Genomic DNA, 18,147 nt, shown 5'->3' with positions numbered 1-18,147 from the left:
CACGGCCTAACCTTGGTGACGGGTTCTCTGTTTTTCTCAGGATCGTGGAATGGCGTGCGGAAGACACTTTGCAAATTCCCCTGAGTGCTGCGTTCAGGAGTGGGAGCGGTTGGGCCGTTTTTGTAGCTCTCGAAGGGATCGCAGAGAAACGTTCAGTGACTTTGGGCCGACGCAATAACACAATGGTCGAAGTGCTCGAGGGGCTTGAGCGCTCAGAACAAGTGGTCACTCATCCAAGCGATACGATTGCTGCCGGTGTCGCGTTGGTGAATCGGACTCAGTTCTGAGTGCAGATTAGGACAAGACCTGCGACGCCGATCCAAGTCTGTCTGCTTGCCAAAACAAATGAGCCTTCTGCGCGGATCAATGGAGATACCGCGCTAAAGGTCTTCGATGATTATGTTGTCGGGAAGCGCCATTTCCATCTTTTTGTTCAAGCAGATAATGCGGCCTGTCCAGCAAACGGAAATTTTAGTCATAATCAGGGAAATGTACCAATCGCCTTTGGATTCTGGATCGATTCAAGATAGCGTGCCACTGCAATCAGCTTAACTGGTGTCGGTGTTAACCTGCCATCTCCTGCATCGAAAAGAACCAGCTTGCCTTCTGCCAGATCGCCGAAAATTGGCATTTCTTCCCGTTGCAGTGTCCGGCGGTGATACCCGTTGATGATCGACATTACCTCCACCATAGGCCAAAGGCCGTTGCGTCGCGCTGCAATTTTTGTCAGATCAGCTGGCTGCACTTTAAGACCATTAGCGCGAGGTCCATCGCCAAGGCCGCTAACACCATGGCAAGATGCACAAGAATTGACAAAGACGGTGCGTCCCGATGATGGGCTATCCGGGGAACAGCCCATTACTGCCAAGAATAGGATCAAAATCACGCGCTTCATAAGGTAGCTCCCTGATAACATTTATGAAGAACCGTATTGTGTTAGCGGACAGACTACTTGATCTCTATCAATGTGAGGCTGGAGCAAAAATGCGCTTAACATCATATGCTTTGGAAGAATTCATGCTTGGGTTGTGATCTGCTTCAAATTCATCGATCAGCCTCAAGGGCAGATCGACTTCCCAAGATTAAGCGACATGTAAAATTGCAGCGCTTGCGGATTGAGATATGGTGGGACCTATCACACTTGCGCAACTCCAATGATATAATTTTCACCATAGGCTTTGGCGCATTTTGGGCAGGTAGTATAGAAAAAGAAAATATCCTTTGGAGTTGTTCCTGCAGCACGCGCAGCGACCTGCATGTCATGGTCGAAATCCTTTACCTTGCGGTACGGCCCCTCGAATACACGGGTAAAATAATCACCTGACAGCTCCGTCATTTCTTCGTCCGGAACGTCCTTGGATACCGCAAAGAAGTGTTCGCTTTGCCAGGGTGAGATGTCGTGGCTGAGCACGATCTCGGTGGTAGGGTCTGCGGCACCCGCCTCTTCGATATGTGCCTGCACACGGGTGAAAACCCTGCCCATATTCCAAGGTACATGCATCGCGCTGCGCGTTGTAGCGCGGACGAATTTCTTGTTCTTGAAATGGAGGTGCTGGTTGTCCCAGCCTTCGGGATTAAACCGCGGACAGCACCCTGTAGTATTTTCGGTCACATCATATCTAGGAAATGAATTTACCTGCATTTCTGTCTCCTTTTCAGGATCTGGTTTCGGACATGAGTAGGCTATTCCCACCTCAGGTCGATCAATTGACATCAGTCAATCAACGAGTGGTCGGATGCGGCATCATGATCCCATTAGACACTAAATTCAGCAAATGGAGGGAGGCTATAATGGGACTCGTTGATGGACTAACAGTTGTGATCACAGGCGCCGGGGCTGGCATTGGCCGTGCAACAGCGCTGTGTTTCGCAGCAGAAGGGGCGCAGGTTGTTGTTTCGGATATCAACAGCAACCATGGTGCTGAAACGGTTACAATGATTGAAAAGGTGGGCGGCACCGCAGTGCTGGTACCTGCGGATGTGTCAAAGCCTGATGATGTCGCAGCCCTTTTTGATCAGGCCGTAGCCACTTATGGAAAAATCGACTGTGCTGTGAACAACGCCGGCATCGAGGGCAAGATCGCGCCCTTTGCCGATCAAACTGACGATAATTTTGATGCCATTATTTCCGTAAATCTAAAGGGCACTTTCCTATGTATGAAGGCCGAGATTGCAGCGATGCTGAAGTCCGGTGGTGGGACCATTGTGAACCTCTCGTCCGTGGCTGGCCTGATCGGGTTTGCGGGGCTTTCGCCCTATGTCGCCTCAAAACATGGCGTTGCTGGCCTGACCAAGAACGCCGCCCTTGAATATGGTAAATCAGGCATTCGGGTGAATGCGGTCTGCCCCGGTGGCATAGACACCCGCATGTTGGATTCACTGGCGGATCAAGCTACTGGAGGTGCGCAGTCTTCCGCGGAAATGATGGACCCACTGCACCCGATTGGCAGGATCGGCACTCCGCAAGAGGTGGCGGAGCTGATCGTCTGGCTCTGCTCTGCGCGCGCATCATTCGTCACAGGAGCCGTTATTCCGGTAGATGGCGGATTTGTCGCGCAATGAGTAAAGCCTTCGGATCAAAGGAAGTCATCCGCAAAACCGCTGAAGTGCGCGACGCTTCCAATATGCGGGACTACCAGCAAAGCTATGACAGTTTTTCATGGCAGGAAGCGGAGACATTGCTGGCGGGCTTACCGGGGGGCCATTTGAACATCGCGCATGAGGCGATTGATCGGCATGTTATCGCTGGGCACGCGGAACAGATTGCTCTGCGCTGGATCGCTAAATCTGGTGAGCGGACCGATTTCACTTATGGCGAATTGTCCCGACTGACAAATCGTTTTGCCAATGTTCTGCGGTCTAATGGCCTGACCAAAGGCGACCGAGTTTATGCGCTGTTGGGTCGGGTGCCGGAATTATATATCGCGGCGCTCGGTAGCCTGAAAGCAGGTTGCGTCTTCTGCCCCCTGTTTTCTGCCTTCGGACCAGAGCCTATCAAGGCGCGGATGGAGATCGGGACCGCTAATGCGTTGGTCACGTCCACCCGTCTTTACAGTCGTAAGGTGGCCGGTATCCGCCCAGCACTGCCTGCGCTGAAAACAGTGTTTACAATCGATGGCGATGCCCCTGATACTTTGGCTCTGCAACCGCTGATGAATGTCGCCTCTGATCAGTTTAAGATGGCAAAAACCGATCCCGAAGAAACAGCGCTTTTGCACTTCACCTCAGGCACCACGGGCAAACCAAAAGGCGTGGTGCATGTGCATCAAGCGGTAGTCGCCCATACAGAAACAGGGCGCATCGCGTTGGATTTGCGGGCTGGTGATATCTATTGGTGTACTGCCGATCCCGGCTGGGTGACGGGCACATCCTATGGCATCATCGCCCCTTTCACTAATCGCTGCACAATGATTGTAGATGAGGCAGAATTCGATGCTGCCCGCTGGTATGATATCCTTTCATCTGAAGGCGTCAACGTCTGGTACACCGCTCCAACTGCGATCCGAATGCTGATGAAGGCGGGAACCAAAGTCATGGAACCGTATCATTTTCCAGCTCTGCGGTTCATGGCAAGTGTGGGTGAACCGCTGAATCCTGAGGCGGTGATTTGGGGGCAAAACGCCTTTGGGAAACCGTTCCACGACAACTGGTGGCAAACCGAGACTGGCGGAATCATGATTGCAAACTATGCAGCTGTGGATGTGAAACCGGGGTCGATGGGCAAACCGCTGCCGGGGATTACGGCGGGAATTGTCGAAGTCGAAGGTGATGCCGTCACCGAGCTTACGACACCTATGACTATCGGCGAACTGGCGCTGCGCCCCGGCTGGCCGTCGATGATGCGCGGATACCTGAACGAACAGGCGCGGTACGACAAATGTTTCAAAGGCGGCTGGTACCTCAGTGGCGATCTGGCGATGCGTGACGCTGACGGGTATTTCTGGTTTGTCGGACGTGCTGATGACCTGATAAAAAGTGCGGGTCATCTGATCGGCCCGTTTGAGGTTGAGAGCGCATTGATGGAACATGACGCTGTAGCCGAGGTTGCAGTGATCGGCCTACCCGATGAAACTGCAGGCGAACTCGTCAAAGCATATGTTGCGCTGAAACCCGGCCATATTGCCAGCGAGGATTTGCGCCTTGATCTGCTGGGACATGCGCGAAAACGTCTTGGCCCCGCAGTGGCACCAAAAATTATCGCGTTTCGTCAGAACCTGCCCAAAACACGCAGCGGTAAAATCATGCGCCGTCTGTTGAAAGCCCGTGAACTGGGCCTGCCGGCGGGCGATATTTCAACTTTGGAAAGCGATGAAACATGACCGTAGATCGGACTAAACCCCGCCTTGATGCGCCTCATATACGGGAGCTGTTAAAGACCATGCTGCGGATCAGGCTTTTCGAGGAAAAATGCGCCGAGGTCTATACACAGGAAAAAATTCGCGGGTTCTTACATTTATACGACGGTGAAGAGGCGGTCGCCTCCGGGATCATCCCGCTGCTGGAACAACAAGACCGTCTTGTTGCGACCTACCGTGAGCATGGGCACGCATTGGCGCGCGGTGTTCCAATGGGTGCCTTGCTGGCCGAGATGTATGGCAAAGCCGAAGGTTGTGCAGGCGGGCGCGGCGGATCGATGCATCTGTTCAGCAAGGACCATAATTTCTATGGCGGCAACGCGATTGTCGGGGGCGGTTTGCCTATGGCTGTGGGCCTTGCCTTGGCCGACAGAATGCAGGGCACAGACGCCGTCACCGCCTGTTTCTTTGGCGAAGGGGCTGTGGCCGAAGGCGAGTTTCACGAAAGTCTCAATCTCGCGTCGCTATGGGACCTGCCAGTTCTTTTTATCTGCGAAAACAACGGGTATGCTATGGGCACTGCGTTGGATATTTCCGAGGCTGAAACCGACATTGCCGCCAAGGCACGCAGCTATGCTATCACATCCGAAGTCGTTGACGGTATGGATGTTGTTGCGGTCGAAGCGGCAGCCCGCCGCGCATTGCAAACCATCGCAAAAACCAAAGAACCCTATTTCCTCGAATGCCGCACATATAGGTTCCGTGCCCATTCGATGTTTGATGCTCAGCTTTATCGCGATAAGGCCGAGGTGGCAAAATGGAGGGAAAGAGATCCAATTACACGGTTTCAAAATTGGGCGAAAACCAATGGCTTTCTGCATGATGCCGATCTGGCCAATATCAAATCAGAAGTAACTGCCGAAATCACTGAAGCTGTCGCTTTCGCCGAAGCTGGAACCGACGAGCCGATTGAGACACTTGAGCGTTTTGTCATGGCCTCCAAACGCCCTGACCCTCCTGAAATTACAAATCCTGGCAAGATGATCCAGACCACATACCGTGAAGCTGTTAAGTCGGCAATCACCGATGCCATGAACCGCGATAACCGCGTATTTCTGATGGGCGAAGATGTCGGACATTATGGCGGTTGTTATGCCGTCAGTAAGGGGTTGCTTGATCAGTTCGGCACAGATCGTATCAGGGACACGCCATTATCTGAATCCGGGTTCACAGGTGCCGGCATTGGGGCCGCAATTGCCGGTATGCGTCCGATTGTGGAGGTGATGACCGTCAATTTTTCGCTCCTGGCACTGGATCAAATAATGAATACAGCAGCCACCTTGCGCCACATGTCCAACAATCAATTTGGCGTTCCGGTGGTGATCCGTATGGCAACGGGTGCGGGCAAACAGCTTGCCGCGCAACACTCTCACAGTCTGGAAGGGTGGTATGCGCATATCCCCGGTCTGCGTGTGCTGGCTCCCGCTACTTTGGAAGATGCGCGGGGCATGCTTTGGACAGCGCTGGAGGACCCTGATCCGGTGCTGATATTCGAGAACGTGATGCTGTATAATATGGCAGGCGAACTTGCTGAAAACGCAGACGCGGTTGATATTGATCGCGCCGTTGTGCGGCGCACAGGCGAAGACATCACGCTGGTGACCTATGGCGGATCTCTTTTTAAAACCCTTGATGCTGCAGACGCATTGGCGGCCGATGGAATATCGGCCGAGGTTATTGATCTGCGCAGTTTGCGACCGCTTGATACTGATACGATCCGCGCTTCGGTCGCCCGCACCCATCGGGTGCTGGTTGTGGACGAAGGCTGGCGCAGTGGGAGTTTGTCCGCAGAGATCGGCATGCGTCTGGCTGAAGAATCTTTCTTTGATCTGGATGCGCCGCCGGGTCGAGTGTGCAGCGCCGAGGTGCCCATTCCATATGCCCGCCATCTGGAAGAAGCCGCACTGCCACAGACTTCTACAATCGTGCACGCCGTCAAACAACTGATGAAAAAAATACCATGACACAGTTTGTGATGCCGTCGCTTGGCGCAGATATGGAAGATGCAATTTTGGTAGAGCAACTGATCGCAGTTGGTAAACCTGTGCATCGGGGGGATATTATTGCAGCGGTAGAAACCCAAAAAGGGGTTATCGAGGTCGAAGTGTTTGAGAACGGCTTTCTGGAAAAATGGTTAGTGCCGCTTGGCACAAGAGTACCCGTTGGAACGCCCATTGCAGAATTACGCTCTGACGATGCGTCCAACCTGCAAGAAGAGCCGGATATGCCTCAGCGGTTAGTGTCTGACCACCAGCGTGTTCAACCGAGAATCTCGCACGCCACGCCATCGCTGGCATCGAATTTTCCAAATAAGGTCCGCCAACGTGTTACCCCCGCTGCCCGTCGCCGCGCGGTCCAAACTGGCTTTGACCTGGCAACACTTGGTCATGAGGAAATCATTACATTGGATGATCTGCCGCAGGTTCAACAAGCACCCGATACGACGCCGTTATCTGGTATGCGTCAGGCAATTGCGGCGGCAATGTCCCGTTCCAAACGTGAAATTCCCCATTATTATCTGTCCAACATCATCGATCTGACGGCTGCAGAAGCTTTCGTAGCCGATCATAATGCCGATTTGCCACCCGAGAAGCGATTGCTGGTTGGCGCGCTCTTCATCCGCGCCATTGCACGCGCCATCGAAAAATTCCCGGAATTCAACGGGCTCTTCGAGAACGACCAATTTTTGCCCAATCCGAAACCTCATATCGGCATGGCAATCAACCTGCGCGGTGGCGGGCTGGTTGCCCCTGCCTTGCATGACGCGGATACTGGCAGTCTGGATGACCTAATGGGCCGGCTGCGCGACCTTGTAGAACGCGTCCGTCAGGGGCGGTTTCGTGCCCGCGAAATGTCTGATCCTACGATCACTCTGACCAGTTTGGGAGATCGTGGCGTGACGGGGATCACGGGTGTCATCTTTCCCCCACAGGTCGCGATCATCGGAATTGGGACGCCAGATTGGCAGCCTTTGGTCCGCGAGGGACAAATTGTTGCGCGCCGCGCTGCGACCGTCACACTTGCCGCTGATCACAGGGTTAGCGATGGTCACCGTGGTGCCGGTTTTCTGTTATCCATAATCCGCAATCTGCAAAAACCGGAGACGTTATGACCCAACCTGACCTGCGCGACGCCCTGATAATACAGTTGGGCCGCATCGCCCCCGAAATCGAGATTGATACGATAGATACCGCAGCCGACCTGCGCGATGAATTTGATATCGACTCAATGGATTTTTTGAAACTGATTACGGCGCTGGCGGATGAATTTGCCTGCCCGATCCCTGAGGCCGACTACGATCAGATGCGCAGTTTTGACGAGATGCTGGCCTATCTCAAGGTTCATGCCAAATAAGCGTATGCCTTTAGGACCAGTTATCATTCATTGCGCGCAAGACGTCTGCGCGGCTAATCTGTCCTACAAGCTGACCGTTCTCAAAAACTGGAAACCGCCGATAGTGGCTTTTTAGAAAGGCCTCGGTGACTGCCAGAATATCCATTCCCGCCTCGACCGTTTCAACCTGCGTTGTCATATAGCTGGCTACGGTACGCCCCCAGTCCCGGTAATAGCTGGCCTCAAGCGCCGCTTTCAGGCAGTCTTTCTTGGACAATACGCCAACTAACTGCCCGCTTGCATCCAGAACTGGCGCACCGGAAATTCGGTTGTTCAACAACAAATTCATCGCGTGATTGATCTCGGTCTCGGGTGATAGTGTGATAAGGTCACGGGTCATATAATCTGATACCAAAGCAATTGCTGTCATTGGTCACTCTTTCTGCGGTTTTTGGCGCAGACACCGCAATCAATGCCTTTTATACAAGAAATCCCGCCGCACGACCCCTTGATCGGAGATCGCCCTGCCAGCACGCCCAAGCCAAGCCCCAGCATGGCAAGGAGGAAGATCGCAGTGGCCAGAATGATGGTTGCCATGGGTGATTACCTCAAATCAAAAGATGGTGTGCAAAATCGCCTGTCAGCACTTCGACAGCTGCGGCTGTTCCGTCGGTGATAAATAATGCCGATATATTCAGACGCTGTGCCAGCTGTGTCCCCACCTCAGGCCCAACCGCACACAGGGCGGTGGCCAACGCGTCGGCGCGCATCGCAGTTGGGGCCAAAACTGTAACCGAAACCAGGCTCGTATTTGCCGGAGTTCGCACATAAGGATCAATGATGTGGCTGGTGCTATACTGACCCGAAATACCATTTGCCACATGGCCTGAAGTCGCAAGCGCCAAAGCCCCTGGAGCAACGATCCGGCGCACGCCGAAATCCACCGCTGTTGGATCGGAAACAGCGACTTGCCAACTTCGCCCACTAGGATGCTGGCCAATTGCGCGTACTTCCCCGCCGACCTCTATCAATGCATCGGTAAGGCCAAGCGTCTGCAAGCGGCTAGTAATCCGGTCCAGGGCATAGCCCTTGGCGATGCCACACAAATCCAAGGTCAGGTCTGGCACTGTCTTTTTTAGCGCCGCAGCGCGGAGATGAATATCGCGGAACTGCCCCATACCACCTGCGATCGGCCCGAACCCATAGCGTGATACTAGCGGACCAACGGTGGGGTCAAATGCACCATCCGTGAGTTTTGCAACATCCAGCGCCGCATACACCACCTCGCACAAAGAGCGTGGCATTTCCTGCCAGTCAGTGGCGGCGGCGGTATTAAAACGCGACAGGTCGGATTGCGCCAGATACGGTGACATCGTCTTGTCAACTTGGTCAATGATAGCTGCGACTTCGGTTGGGATTGTCGTCTTGTCCAATCCGCTGCCCGCTGTCACCCGCCAGCTTGACCCGAATGCAAGACCACCCGTGACATCTACATCCCCTGCGGCCAAACACGAAGGGGCGAAGCCTGCGGCGGCAAGGCCTTGTATCACTGTGCGTCTGGTAAAAGTCATCAACTATACTCCAAAATCATCGTTGAAGATGCTTTCTGCCTCAACGCCCAAATCATCCAGCATCGCCAAAACCGCACGGATCATCAGTGGCGGACCACATAGATAGTATTCGCAGGTTTCCGGCGCGGGATGGTCCCGCAGATAATTCGAGAATGCGACCGTATGAACCATTCCGGTTTGTCGTAGCCCTCTGTCATTCGGTTTGGGATCAGAAAACGCGACCGTCCAGTTGAAGTTCGCATGCCGTGCGGCCAGCGCATCCATGTCATCAGCATAGGGCAGGTCAGACTGGTTACGCGCACCATACCAAAAGGTCATCTTGCGCGATGTTCCCAGACATTCTAGCTGTTCGTGGATCATGGCCCGCAACGGTGCAATCCCGACCCCGCCCCCGATCAGCACCATTTCACGGCGCGTCGGTTGGACTCGAAACGTCCCGAACGGACCGGAGACAGGCACTTGATCTCCCGCTTTCAGTGAGAACAACCATGACGAAACAACGCCGGGCGGTGCTTCTTCAACTGCAGGCGGCGGCAAGGCCAGCCGGATGTTTAGCACCAAACGCCCCGCCGCTGTATCTTTGGGGCGGTTCGAAATCGAATAGGCACGGGTCACATCCTGGGCGCTGGTCGCAATGAGGCGTCGCAAAGGCTCCCATTGCGGGGCAAATTCGTTGGGGATGTCAAACTGGTCATAAGGGGCTGTAAAGGGTGGTGCCGTCACTTGTACAAATGAACCCGCCACGATTTCAGGCCGCACTTCATCAGGCATTTGTAGCGTCACTTCGCGGATCAGCGGAGTAAGTTGCCGCGTTTTTGCGACGTTGCACATAAACGTTTCAGCGCTCAATAAATCGGCGTCCACCTCTACCGTCATATCGCCCCTCAGCATGACCTGACAAGCAAGATGCAAACCATCGCGTAGTTCCGATCTTGTGAAACGGGCGGCTTCGATCGGCAACGCGGAAAGACCTCCTTGCGTCACTTTGATACGGCACAATCCACAGGTCCCTGCACCAGCACAGGCGGATGGGATCAGAATGCCATTCTCGTTCAGCACCCCAAGCAGCTTTTGACCAGTTTTGGTCGCAATCTGTGTCCCCCCATTCACCATGAGAGTTGCGGGTCGCTGCGGCAGCAGAACAGACCGCGCGGCCACAACCAGCACGGTCAGCAGTAGGACCAGCGCGACTAACAAACCGATTCCCAGAAAAATATCGGTCATGGGCCAACACCTGCCAGCGCCGAAAAGCCAAGCGACATCAAACCGGCAATGATAAACGCGCCGCCCAATCCCTGTAGACCATCAGGCATATCGCTATATTTCAAGCGCTCTCGGATGGCAGCAAATGCGATAATCGCCAACGCCCAGCCAGCGCCACTGCCAAAGCCAAATACTATGGATTCCGTCAAATTATACTGCCGCTCCACCATGAACAGACTGCCGCCCAAAACAGCGCAATTGACCGTAATCAGCGGCAGAAACACCCCCAATGCGCGATAAAGCCAAGGTGCAAAACGATCCAATCCCATTTCAAGGATCTGTACCATTGCGGCGATGACACCAATGAAAGCAACCAATTTGAGATATGTCAAATCGACTTGCGGCAAGCCGAGCCAATCCCATGCCCCTTCCACTAACAGACCCGTATAGATCAGCTGGTTGATCGGCACAGTGATAGTCTGGACCACTGTGATGGCCAAACCTAAGCCCACGGCCGTTTCAAACCGTTCCGAAACAGCGAGAAACGTGCATATCCCTAGAAACGACGTCAGCACGAGGTTCTGGTGAAACATTGAGGTGATCAGGATGTCGATCATCGCTGCACCCGACGGTATTTCAGGCGATACTTGGGAGCCGTAACCTGACCGGTCCATCGCGCCCGGATCGCCCAAACCAGCAGGCCAATGATGAAGAACGCGCTGGGGGCCAGCTGCATCAAACCAAGTGGTTGAAACCAGCCACCCTCGGCGGGAGACCGCAGGATCGTGTAACCCAGCAACGTACCGGCCCCCAACAACTCACGGATCGATCCGACAATGGTGAGTATGAGTGTGTATCCCAGACCGTTGCCTAATGCATCCAACACCGAAGGGCCAACTGGGTTGTGCATGGCGAATGCCTCTGCCCGACCCAGTACAAGGCAGTTCGTGACAATCAGACCCACAAAAATTGAAATCTGTAGGCTGACATCAAAGGCATAGGCCTTCAGGAAACCATCAATTACAATCACCAGCGATGCAATAATCGTGATCTGCACAATCAGGCGAATAACTGGCGGAATATGATGTCGGATCAGACTGATGACTGCAGACGACAAGCATAAAACAAACGTTAATGCGCCTGACATAACCAGTGCTGTTGTCAGGGATGTCGTTACAGCCAAAGCCGAGCAGATGCCAAGGATTTGTAATGTGATCGGATTGTTTGCGATCAACGGGTTTGTCAAATGACGCAAGTTTGAACCCATCTTACAGTCCTTCCTGCCGCAGGCGTTTCAGAAATGGGCCAAACCCGTCATCTCCCAGCCAAAATCGCACCATATTGGCCACGCCATTACTGGTGATTGTAGCGCCCGTTATTCCGTCAATTTCAAATGGGGTCGTGGCCTGCCCTCGCACGACTGTCACCACAATGTTGCCCGCCTCATCAACAGCTTCCTTGCCCGCCCATAGTGCCTGCCAAGACGGATCCTCGATCCGCGCACCAAGCCCCGGCGTTTCACCTTGTTCAGTGATCGTCAGTGCCGCAATCGTTCGCAGGTCAGGGTCAAGCGCAAGCATGGCATGCAAGGTCGATTGATATCCTGCACCGCTGACTGGCAAGACCAGCAGCAAAACCTCTCCCTGTCGCTCCAATAAAAAGACTGGAGCTAGATTCGCCCGTCTCCTCAGTCCAGCGATGTCCTTCTCGGGCAGAATTGCAACGCTTTGAGCAGGGTCGCTTTTTGCGGCTCTGGGATCAAACGCTGCGACGTCGGCATCTTCGACAAATGTGCCGGTGGTCAGATCAACCAGCCGAGAGTCTAATGTATCAATACCCGCCTCTTCCATTACGTCGCGCATGCCCGGAAGTGTGTCTAACATCGCGGCCATTCGCGCCGCCCGTAATGCCGCAAAATTGGCATCTTGAAGTGGTTTGAGACTAATCGAAGTGAGTGAGACAATAATCGCGCAGACCAGTGCAACTAGAACGGCCACACCAAAAATCTTGCTCCTGTCATCATTCGGGCGTGCCAGAAAGTGCTGCCATAGGGAAAGCCTATCAGACATGTCGGAGCCTCCGAAGTCGGGCATGGACCAGAACAACAAGGTGATCAATCAACGGCGCAGTCAAGCTTGCCAGCATGGCCGCAAAAACCATCGCTTGTGTGGTGGGAACTGCCCCGTCAGCGAATAAGGCGATCAGGCTGCCGGCCAACACCCCATAAATCCAGCGCCCGGGGTTTGTAGCCGCGGCAGCAAACGGATCACAGATCAAGAATACAAGCGAGAACGCCATTGCAGCACCGACGCTAACCGCATCAATCGCCTGCCCCGTTAAGGCAATACATACGGCCAGCCCTGCGAAAGCTCCAAAAATAATCCGCCAAGAAATCAGCTGAAGACCTATTAATATGGCGGCCCCCGGTAGAGTAGCCAGTGCAACAGCCTGCGATGGCGGAGTAAGCGCAGACTGAGGAAATGAGAACAATAGCAATGCGGCAGCAACAGTCGCAGGTTGCACAAACCCGAAGCCACGACCACCAAAGACCAGTTCGCCCAATGTCACACCAAGTGACAGGATCAGGACCAATTCCCAAATCGCTAAGTCGGGCGGAAACAAAACCACGATAATCAAAGCAGTCGTCAGCCCATGCAAGCTGAAGCCACGGTGGCGTGCTAGGGCAAATAACGCTTCCCAACCAATCGCGGTGGCAATTGCCGCAATCAACTGAACGGCAAATAAGCCAACGTCTGCCGAGCCGACGACAATACAAGTTGGAACAAGTGCGAAAGACTGCCAAAGGGTGACGCCTGAAATTGTGCGTGGGGCGGTCACACGGCGTCTTCCATTAATTCGTCGAGTACATGTCGCAAAAGAACACCGTAATCGGCACCACTGGTACATGCCCGCGTCAATTCGAACAGGTCCTCTTCGACAAGAGCCAGACATCCCAGCCTTTGCGCTGCTTCGCTGTCACCAACACTCAACGCACGCATCAACGGAACTGGCAGAATGTTCAACCCAAGGGCGGTTTCGATAGCGCCACTGGGAACAAGTGCATCGGACGCTTTAAAAATGTGGGACAGCCAGCCATCGCGTGCAGAATGATTGGGCGCAGGATTAAAGCACACATGATCATCGTATCGGCCTAAAAACTGCCCTTTGCAACTCTGGAGGCGATCACCCGATTGCATGCCCACAGTGTGTTTATTGTCATCCCATAAATCCCCAAGCGCAACTCCAAGCGGTGCTCTGGCCAGAGTTGGATGTGCGACGCCCACACCGGATACTGCAATTACACGATCCGTGCGATAATAGCCGGTTTCAAACAGATGGCCGATAGCCGCGACATCCTGATACCCGATGGACCAGACAACGCGCTTTGGCCCGATGGGGCACAAAACATCAATCTGTGTACCGGCAAATCCTGCTGCAGATGACCCACTAAACTCGGCCATCTCCACGCCCTCAACCTCCATGCACAACGGAGTACCCGGTGATTGGCACAGATAGAGCGGGCCATCTGTCAGACGTTTCAGCGCCTCCATTCCTATGCGAAAAGTGCCCCTTTGATCGGCAAGCACAACAGTTGGATCGGGTGCGGCGATTGACCCTTGTACGGCGTTCACAAGGATCGCTACGGGACTTTCATGAGGATCAGGCGTCAACCCAAAGGGCCGAGTTCGAAACGCAGGCCAGAGACCGGACGCCAACAAAGTGGCACGCACGGCAGCATCTGTGCTGTGGTCTGGCACGGAGTGAGCGGTTTGCTCCGTAGCATCGGGATCAGCTGTAATCACACACGCCGAAAGTGTCCTGCGCGGACCATAGGATATCGTGGTTATCCGGCCAGAAATCGGTGCGACGTAATTAATCTCGGGCCGTTTCCGATCATGGAAAACAGGTTGCCCTGCGGCAACGCATGCACCCTCCGAAAGAGTATATTTTGGGCGAACGAAAGGAACATCCTGACCCAGAAATGCAACAGTTTTGGCAGTAATTGTTTCGGTTATTCTCTGGGTTGGCGGGTTGGTGACTTTCGGCCAATGTCCACCTTTGATCCGGAAGTGCTTCATAATCTGTGCCCCATCAATCCCTAAAAACACAAAGCCGTTTGCATCACCCAAAGCTGTGCCAGCTATCAGTATCAGGCAGATCTGGCCCAAGTTTTGATTTGGATCAATTCGGCGAAGAACGGTTGTGGTGATACTCAATAAATCATGCTGCAGAGAGGATTCACCATGACCTTTTTAAAACTTCGGGCCGCTGTAGTTTGTGGATTTATCGCACTAGGCACACTTCCTGCGATTGCACAGGAAACTGTTGAAAACGGCGATGACCTTGCCAAGATCGTCGAAGAATTGCTGGCGTCTGCGCACGCTAATCGCATGTCAGAAGCGTTTGTGCATTGGAACGGAGAAGGTGAAATCCCAGGAAACTGCGCGGTATGTCATTCAAGTCTTGGCATGGTCGACTATGTGCGTGGCCCGATGACCACGGTCGGCATTATTGATCATCCAGTTGGTTTGGGGACGACAGTTGATTGTGTCGCCTGCCACAACAGCGCTTCAGCAAGCTTGACTGCTGTTCCCTTTCCGTCAGGAGCAACTGTTGAAGACCTCGGGCCTTCGGCAGTGTGTACTGTCTGCCATCAGGGCCGTGCGTCCACTCAATCGGTTGTCAGCGCAATCGCTGGACGTGAAGATGATGTTATTGATGGCGATCTGAGCTTTATAAATGTGCATTATGCCCCTGCCGCGGCAACTCTGATGGGGGGCGTGGTACAGGGTGGATTTGAGTATCGAGGGAAAGCGTATAAGGGTCAGTTCACCCATGTTCCCAAGCTAGATACATGTGTTGGCTGCCACCAACCTCACACTCTCGAGGTAAAGCTTGATAATTGCACGGCGTGCCATCAGGGCGCCAATCGGTTTGAAGATATTAGGATATCACGCAACGATTTTGATGGAAACGGAAACACGTCGGAGGGAATATCCGCGCCGATAAACGCGTTTCATGAGAAGGTTCTGTCAACCATACAACTTTACGCAAGCAATGTGTTACAGGCCCCTATTGCCTATAATGCGAACAACTACCCCTACTTTTTCGCAGATACCAACGGTGATGGCGTAGCATCAGCCGATGAGGCCAACTTTCCCAACCGGTATCAAAACTGGACGCCGCGTCTGTTGAAGGCAGCTTATAACTATCAGTTGGTGCAAAAGGACAAAGGCATCTACAGCCACAATCCGCATTACGCTTTGCAACTGCTCTTTGACAGCATCGAAGACCTGTCAGACAAGGTTGATGTGGATATGTCTGGACTGACCCGACCATAAGAGCGTCCTGCGGTGATATCTGATAACGCTCCGAAACGCCTGCTATAGCCGAGGCTTGCCGGATAACGTTTCACGGGGCTGCTTTGATTTCATTAGGTTGAGAATTAGAATACCGAGCAAGACGCACCATGGACGTCTCTGCAAACAGGAAAACTATCCCAACAAAGACAGTATAATAGCGCTTGCAGACGAAGTTGCCTTCCCTTCAATACCAATGGTTCACTTCAAACATCTTTCATCAGCTTGAAAAAGAAGGGAGAACTATCTCCCCGCTGATCCATGAGGCCAAGCACTGTTTGATCATCAATCTTGCGGAAAACATCATTGATCGGCTTTGCATCGTAGATCATCGTTGCACTCAACCTTCCCCGAAACTGCATCATGCGCAAACGCGCTTTTGGTTTCCGCGTCGTTAAGACGGGGCGCAGGATGGGAAATGTCCAAGAGATTATTTCACGAGGCATCGGGAGGATCGCAGCGATCTTTAAAGGTAGTAGAGCGGGATTAACAAAGAATTTTCCTCCAAACCGATCCTCGTGAACTAGGGGATGAACAATGTCCGGGCTTTCAAAAACCTTCCCGTACCAGCGCGTCGCTTCAAGCAAGCCGTCCATGTAGTGACCGGTATCGATCCCTTCACCGCGCCAACGCCCCATCATCGAACTCAAATCTACTGGCTCAAGTGTATCAAAATAGGCAAGCGCTTCTTGTGTGGTCATACTCTGGTTCATGTTCTACTTTTCAAATGAGTTCGATCTGTTTCCAGCACTGGTCACTGCAAAATATTGCGCAGGGATTTTCACAGAAGACTAATTAAAATTCGGTGTCCAGCATTGTATTTGCAATTACGCATTTCGAATTTTTAGATTTTTTACCAAATTTTCTCCACTGATCCCGACCGGATAGGTTAGTGCGGATCTGGCCCAAATTGATAATTTTCAGGCTCCTGCATCGATTCTTACGCCTTCCAGTAATTCTCTTATGATCGCAACGCTCAAAACCCGAAAATGATCCAACCTTGGGCGTTTGGTCCTCACAAGCAGAAGCCCTATCGTTCTAAATGAGCATCACCCAAGATCAACTATTTGGAAGTTATGAAGAAGTTCGTCTGAACCTTGAAGCGAGCAGCTATACCCAAACCGCGCAGATTACCTCGACGAATTCGAATTTTTACGAGGCAGCTATTCGCCCCAGTTATCGTAATCCGCACATAACATTCAGCCCAATCAAGCGCAAATCGGATCCTATTCGTATTCGGCTGCAGAAGTTAGCATCGGGTTTGGCCATCAAGTGACAGATGAAATTTCATATGGTTTTGGACCTGAAGTGGGTAAGTCGAGGATCGAGAATGATCCTAACTGCCGACATTTATAAACGAATATACTGCGTTGGAAGGTGAAGACCGCAAAACTGTATTCGGTTTCGCCAATGAATAGCGTTTTGTAAGTGGTGCCACCTATCCTAAAAGCAAAGTTCAGGCAGCATATGCGGCTTTGCAGCTAACACGCTAGGTCCAACTCCAATCTTTCCAAGCGAGCCGGCATTGACCTATGCGGGCGTGATCGCTTGCTAAAGCTTGGCCTGCTTGAACTTGCTGTCGCCAATTTCACAAGCAATGATAGTAAACCGCGCCGTTTGTCAGGGATATTAAGATTTGACCGGGCAAAGATTAAGGGAATCGACGCTGATATGCTGGGTCAGATGTTACAAAATGAAGAGTTAAAGTATGTTATATTCATCTTCAGTCATTCAATACTATAAAATACCCGGCCCCAAAGTATCCGAGAGTTCCAGCCAAAGCCAGCCGATCCAATAAACAGTTGAGGTAACAATCAGGTCGGTTGCCACCACTTCCATTTCACTTGTCGCACTACATAAAAGACCTCCCTTGCGACGCGATACAAGAGAGCCTCCAGCGGGCTATATTCTCTTAGAAAGAGCATGTTTCTAATGGGAACGCACTATTCGCTTTGAGAATGTCTCCGCTTTAAGCGTCACTTAAACGCCATCACGACAGTTGGCTGTTGATCGGAAACACCAGCCTTTTCAACGTTCGCTAAGTCATTTTGATTACCGAAGGCACAAAATAAACTTTTGATGTCTGAGCCATTGAGCAGCCAACCGAAGAGACGGATCAACCAAAACCATACGTGCAGATGGTGGCAGGCACTCTTTGGCACCGCAAAGCGGCTATTGACAATACCAACGTACAACCGGGCAGACTGCATTCCTGAAAAGCGGTATCCTTAAAGGGGATTGCGACACGGCCTCTTATCCCTCAAACTCATTCCAAACGGCCTCATAAAGCGACCAGAGATTGATCCAAGAGAACCATGTGGACCT

Annotated in this window: 19 protein-coding genes and 1 pseudogene; 8 read left to right on the top strand and 12 right to left on the bottom strand. The window is 52.7% G+C overall.

Translation table 11 applies throughout. The features are described 5' to 3' along the window. Window positions 1–287, top strand: a pseudogene (locus Q0775_RS17590) (RND transporter); the annotation flags it as partial. A 194-nt stretch (window positions 288–481) separates the two neighbouring features. On the opposite strand, the gene Q0775_RS17585 reads toward Q0775_RS17590, so the two are convergent. Beyond that, window positions 482–895 carry a cytochrome c gene (locus tag Q0775_RS17585; protein WP_298864086.1) on the bottom strand — a complete coding sequence of 138 codons (414 nt, stop codon included), beginning with the start codon at window positions 893–895 and terminating at the stop codon, window positions 482–484. A 240-nt stretch (window positions 896–1,135) separates the two neighbouring features. Continuing rightward, entirely contained in the window at window positions 1,136–1,642 is a 507-nt protein-coding gene (locus Q0775_RS17580) for a hydrolase (protein ID WP_298864083.1), read from the bottom strand. Between the two features lie 149 nt (window positions 1,643–1,791). Between Q0775_RS17580 and Q0775_RS17575 the strand changes: the two genes are divergently transcribed. Genes Q0775_RS17575 through Q0775_RS17555 form a run of 5 tightly spaced genes read left to right on the top strand, consistent with a single transcriptional unit; the run spans window position 1,792 to window position 7,709 of the window. Continuing rightward, entirely contained in the window at window positions 1,792–2,562 is a 771-nt protein-coding gene (locus tag Q0775_RS17575) for a glucose 1-dehydrogenase (RefSeq protein ID WP_298864081.1), read from the top strand. Then, on the top strand, window positions 2,559–4,319 hold the full coding sequence (acsA, locus tag Q0775_RS17570) for an acetate--CoA ligase (protein WP_298864079.1): 1,761 nt from the start codon (window positions 2,559–2,561) through the stop codon (window positions 4,317–4,319). Before Q0775_RS17575 ends, acsA begins: the two co-directional genes overlap by 4 nt. Next, on the top strand, window positions 4,316–6,319 hold the full coding sequence (gene pdhA, locus Q0775_RS17565) for a pyruvate dehydrogenase (acetyl-transferring) E1 component subunit alpha (protein WP_298864076.1): 2,004 nt from the start codon (window positions 4,316–4,318) through the stop codon (window positions 6,317–6,319). The genes acsA and pdhA overlap by 4 nt, the downstream gene beginning before the upstream one ends. Beyond that, the gene (locus Q0775_RS17560) at window positions 6,316–7,467 is read left to right on the top strand and encodes a dihydrolipoamide acetyltransferase family protein (RefSeq protein ID WP_298864073.1); all 1,152 of its coding nucleotides are present in this window, start codon (window positions 6,316–6,318) and stop codon (window positions 7,465–7,467) included. Before pdhA ends, Q0775_RS17560 begins: the two co-directional genes overlap by 4 nt. Beyond that, on the top strand, window positions 7,464–7,709 hold the full coding sequence (locus Q0775_RS17555) for an acyl carrier protein (RefSeq protein ID WP_298864070.1): 246 nt from the start codon (window positions 7,464–7,466) through the stop codon (window positions 7,707–7,709). The genes Q0775_RS17560 and Q0775_RS17555 overlap by 4 nt, the downstream gene beginning before the upstream one ends. Before the next feature lie 10 nt (window positions 7,710–7,719). On the opposite strand, the gene Q0775_RS17550 is transcribed toward Q0775_RS17555, so the two are convergent. From Q0775_RS17550 to Q0775_RS17515, 8 genes are all read right to left on the bottom strand, one after another. Continuing rightward, window positions 7,720–8,118 carry a CBS domain-containing protein gene (locus Q0775_RS17550; RefSeq protein WP_298864067.1) on the bottom strand — a complete coding sequence of 133 codons (399 nt, stop codon included), beginning with the start codon at window positions 8,116–8,118 and terminating at the stop codon, window positions 7,720–7,722. A 178-nt stretch (window positions 8,119–8,296) separates the two neighbouring features. Continuing rightward, the gene (locus Q0775_RS17545) at window positions 8,297–9,259 is read right to left on the bottom strand and encodes an FAD:protein FMN transferase (RefSeq protein WP_298864065.1); all 963 of its coding nucleotides are present in this window, start codon (window positions 9,257–9,259) and stop codon (window positions 8,297–8,299) included. A 3-nt stretch (window positions 9,260–9,262) separates the two neighbouring features. Continuing rightward, window positions 9,263–10,483 (bottom strand): NADH:ubiquinone reductase (Na(+)-transporting) subunit F, encoded by a 1,221-nt coding sequence (gene nqrF, locus Q0775_RS17540; protein ID WP_298864062.1) that lies wholly within the window; start codon window positions 10,481–10,483, stop codon window positions 9,263–9,265. Then, a complete protein-coding gene (gene nqrE, locus Q0775_RS17535; protein ID WP_298864094.1) occupies window positions 10,480–11,079 on the bottom strand; it encodes an NADH:ubiquinone reductase (Na(+)-transporting) subunit E in 600 nt (199 codons plus the stop codon). Before nqrE ends, nqrF begins: the two co-directional genes overlap by 4 nt. After that, window positions 11,076–11,729 carry an NADH:ubiquinone reductase (Na(+)-transporting) subunit D gene (locus Q0775_RS17530; protein ID WP_298864059.1) on the bottom strand — a complete coding sequence of 218 codons (654 nt, stop codon included), beginning with the start codon at window positions 11,727–11,729 and terminating at the stop codon, window positions 11,076–11,078. The genes nqrE and Q0775_RS17530 overlap by 4 nt, the downstream gene beginning before the upstream one ends. A gap of 1 nt (window position 11,730) precedes the next feature. Then, window positions 11,731–12,531: an NADH:ubiquinone reductase (Na(+)-transporting) subunit C gene (gene nqrC, locus Q0775_RS17525; RefSeq protein WP_298864056.1), complete on the bottom strand. Its 801-nt coding sequence runs from the start codon at window positions 12,529–12,531 to the stop codon at window positions 11,731–11,733. Further along, complete coding sequence (locus Q0775_RS17520) at window positions 12,524–13,300, bottom strand: RnfABCDGE type electron transport complex subunit D (RefSeq protein WP_298864053.1); 777 nt, start codon at window positions 13,298–13,300, stop codon at window positions 12,524–12,526. Before Q0775_RS17520 ends, nqrC begins: the two co-directional genes overlap by 8 nt. Next, window positions 13,297–14,679: a hypothetical protein gene (locus tag Q0775_RS17515; protein WP_298864048.1), complete on the bottom strand. Its 1,383-nt coding sequence runs from the start codon at window positions 14,677–14,679 to the stop codon at window positions 13,297–13,299. The genes Q0775_RS17520 and Q0775_RS17515 overlap by 4 nt, the downstream gene beginning before the upstream one ends. A gap of 27 nt (window positions 14,680–14,706) precedes the next feature. Between Q0775_RS17515 and Q0775_RS17510 the strand changes: the two genes are divergently transcribed. Beyond that, entirely contained in the window at window positions 14,707–15,804 is a 1,098-nt protein-coding gene (locus tag Q0775_RS17510) for a polyheme membrane-associated cytochrome C (RefSeq protein ID WP_298864045.1), read from the top strand. Between the two features lie 224 nt (window positions 15,805–16,028). Here Q0775_RS17510 and Q0775_RS17505 read toward each other — a convergent pair whose 3' ends face one another. After that, entirely contained in the window at window positions 16,029–16,523 is a 495-nt protein-coding gene (locus tag Q0775_RS17505; RefSeq protein WP_298864042.1) for a DUF4334 domain-containing protein, read from the bottom strand. 341 nt (window positions 16,524–16,864) lie between these two features. On the opposite strand from Q0775_RS17505, the gene Q0775_RS17500 reads away from it, so the two are divergent. Continuing rightward, window positions 16,865–17,098, top strand: coding sequence for a hypothetical protein (locus Q0775_RS17500; protein ID WP_298864039.1), 234 nt, complete (start codon window positions 16,865–16,867; stop codon window positions 17,096–17,098). Window positions 17,099–17,798: 700 nt separating this feature from the next. On the opposite strand, the gene Q0775_RS17495 is transcribed toward Q0775_RS17500, so the two are convergent. Continuing rightward, window positions 17,799–18,032, bottom strand: a complete 234-nt coding sequence (locus tag Q0775_RS17495) for a hypothetical protein (RefSeq protein ID WP_298864036.1) — start codon at window positions 18,030–18,032, stop codon at window positions 17,799–17,801. Between the last annotated feature and the right edge of the window lie 115 nt (window positions 18,033–18,147).

The organism is uncultured Sulfitobacter sp. (assembly GCF_947499945.1).
Lineage (GTDB): Bacteria > Pseudomonadota > Alphaproteobacteria > Rhodobacterales > Rhodobacteraceae > Sulfitobacter.
The sequence above is the reverse complement of the archived record's forward strand: the minus strand, read 5'-3'. Positions and strand labels throughout refer to the sequence as shown.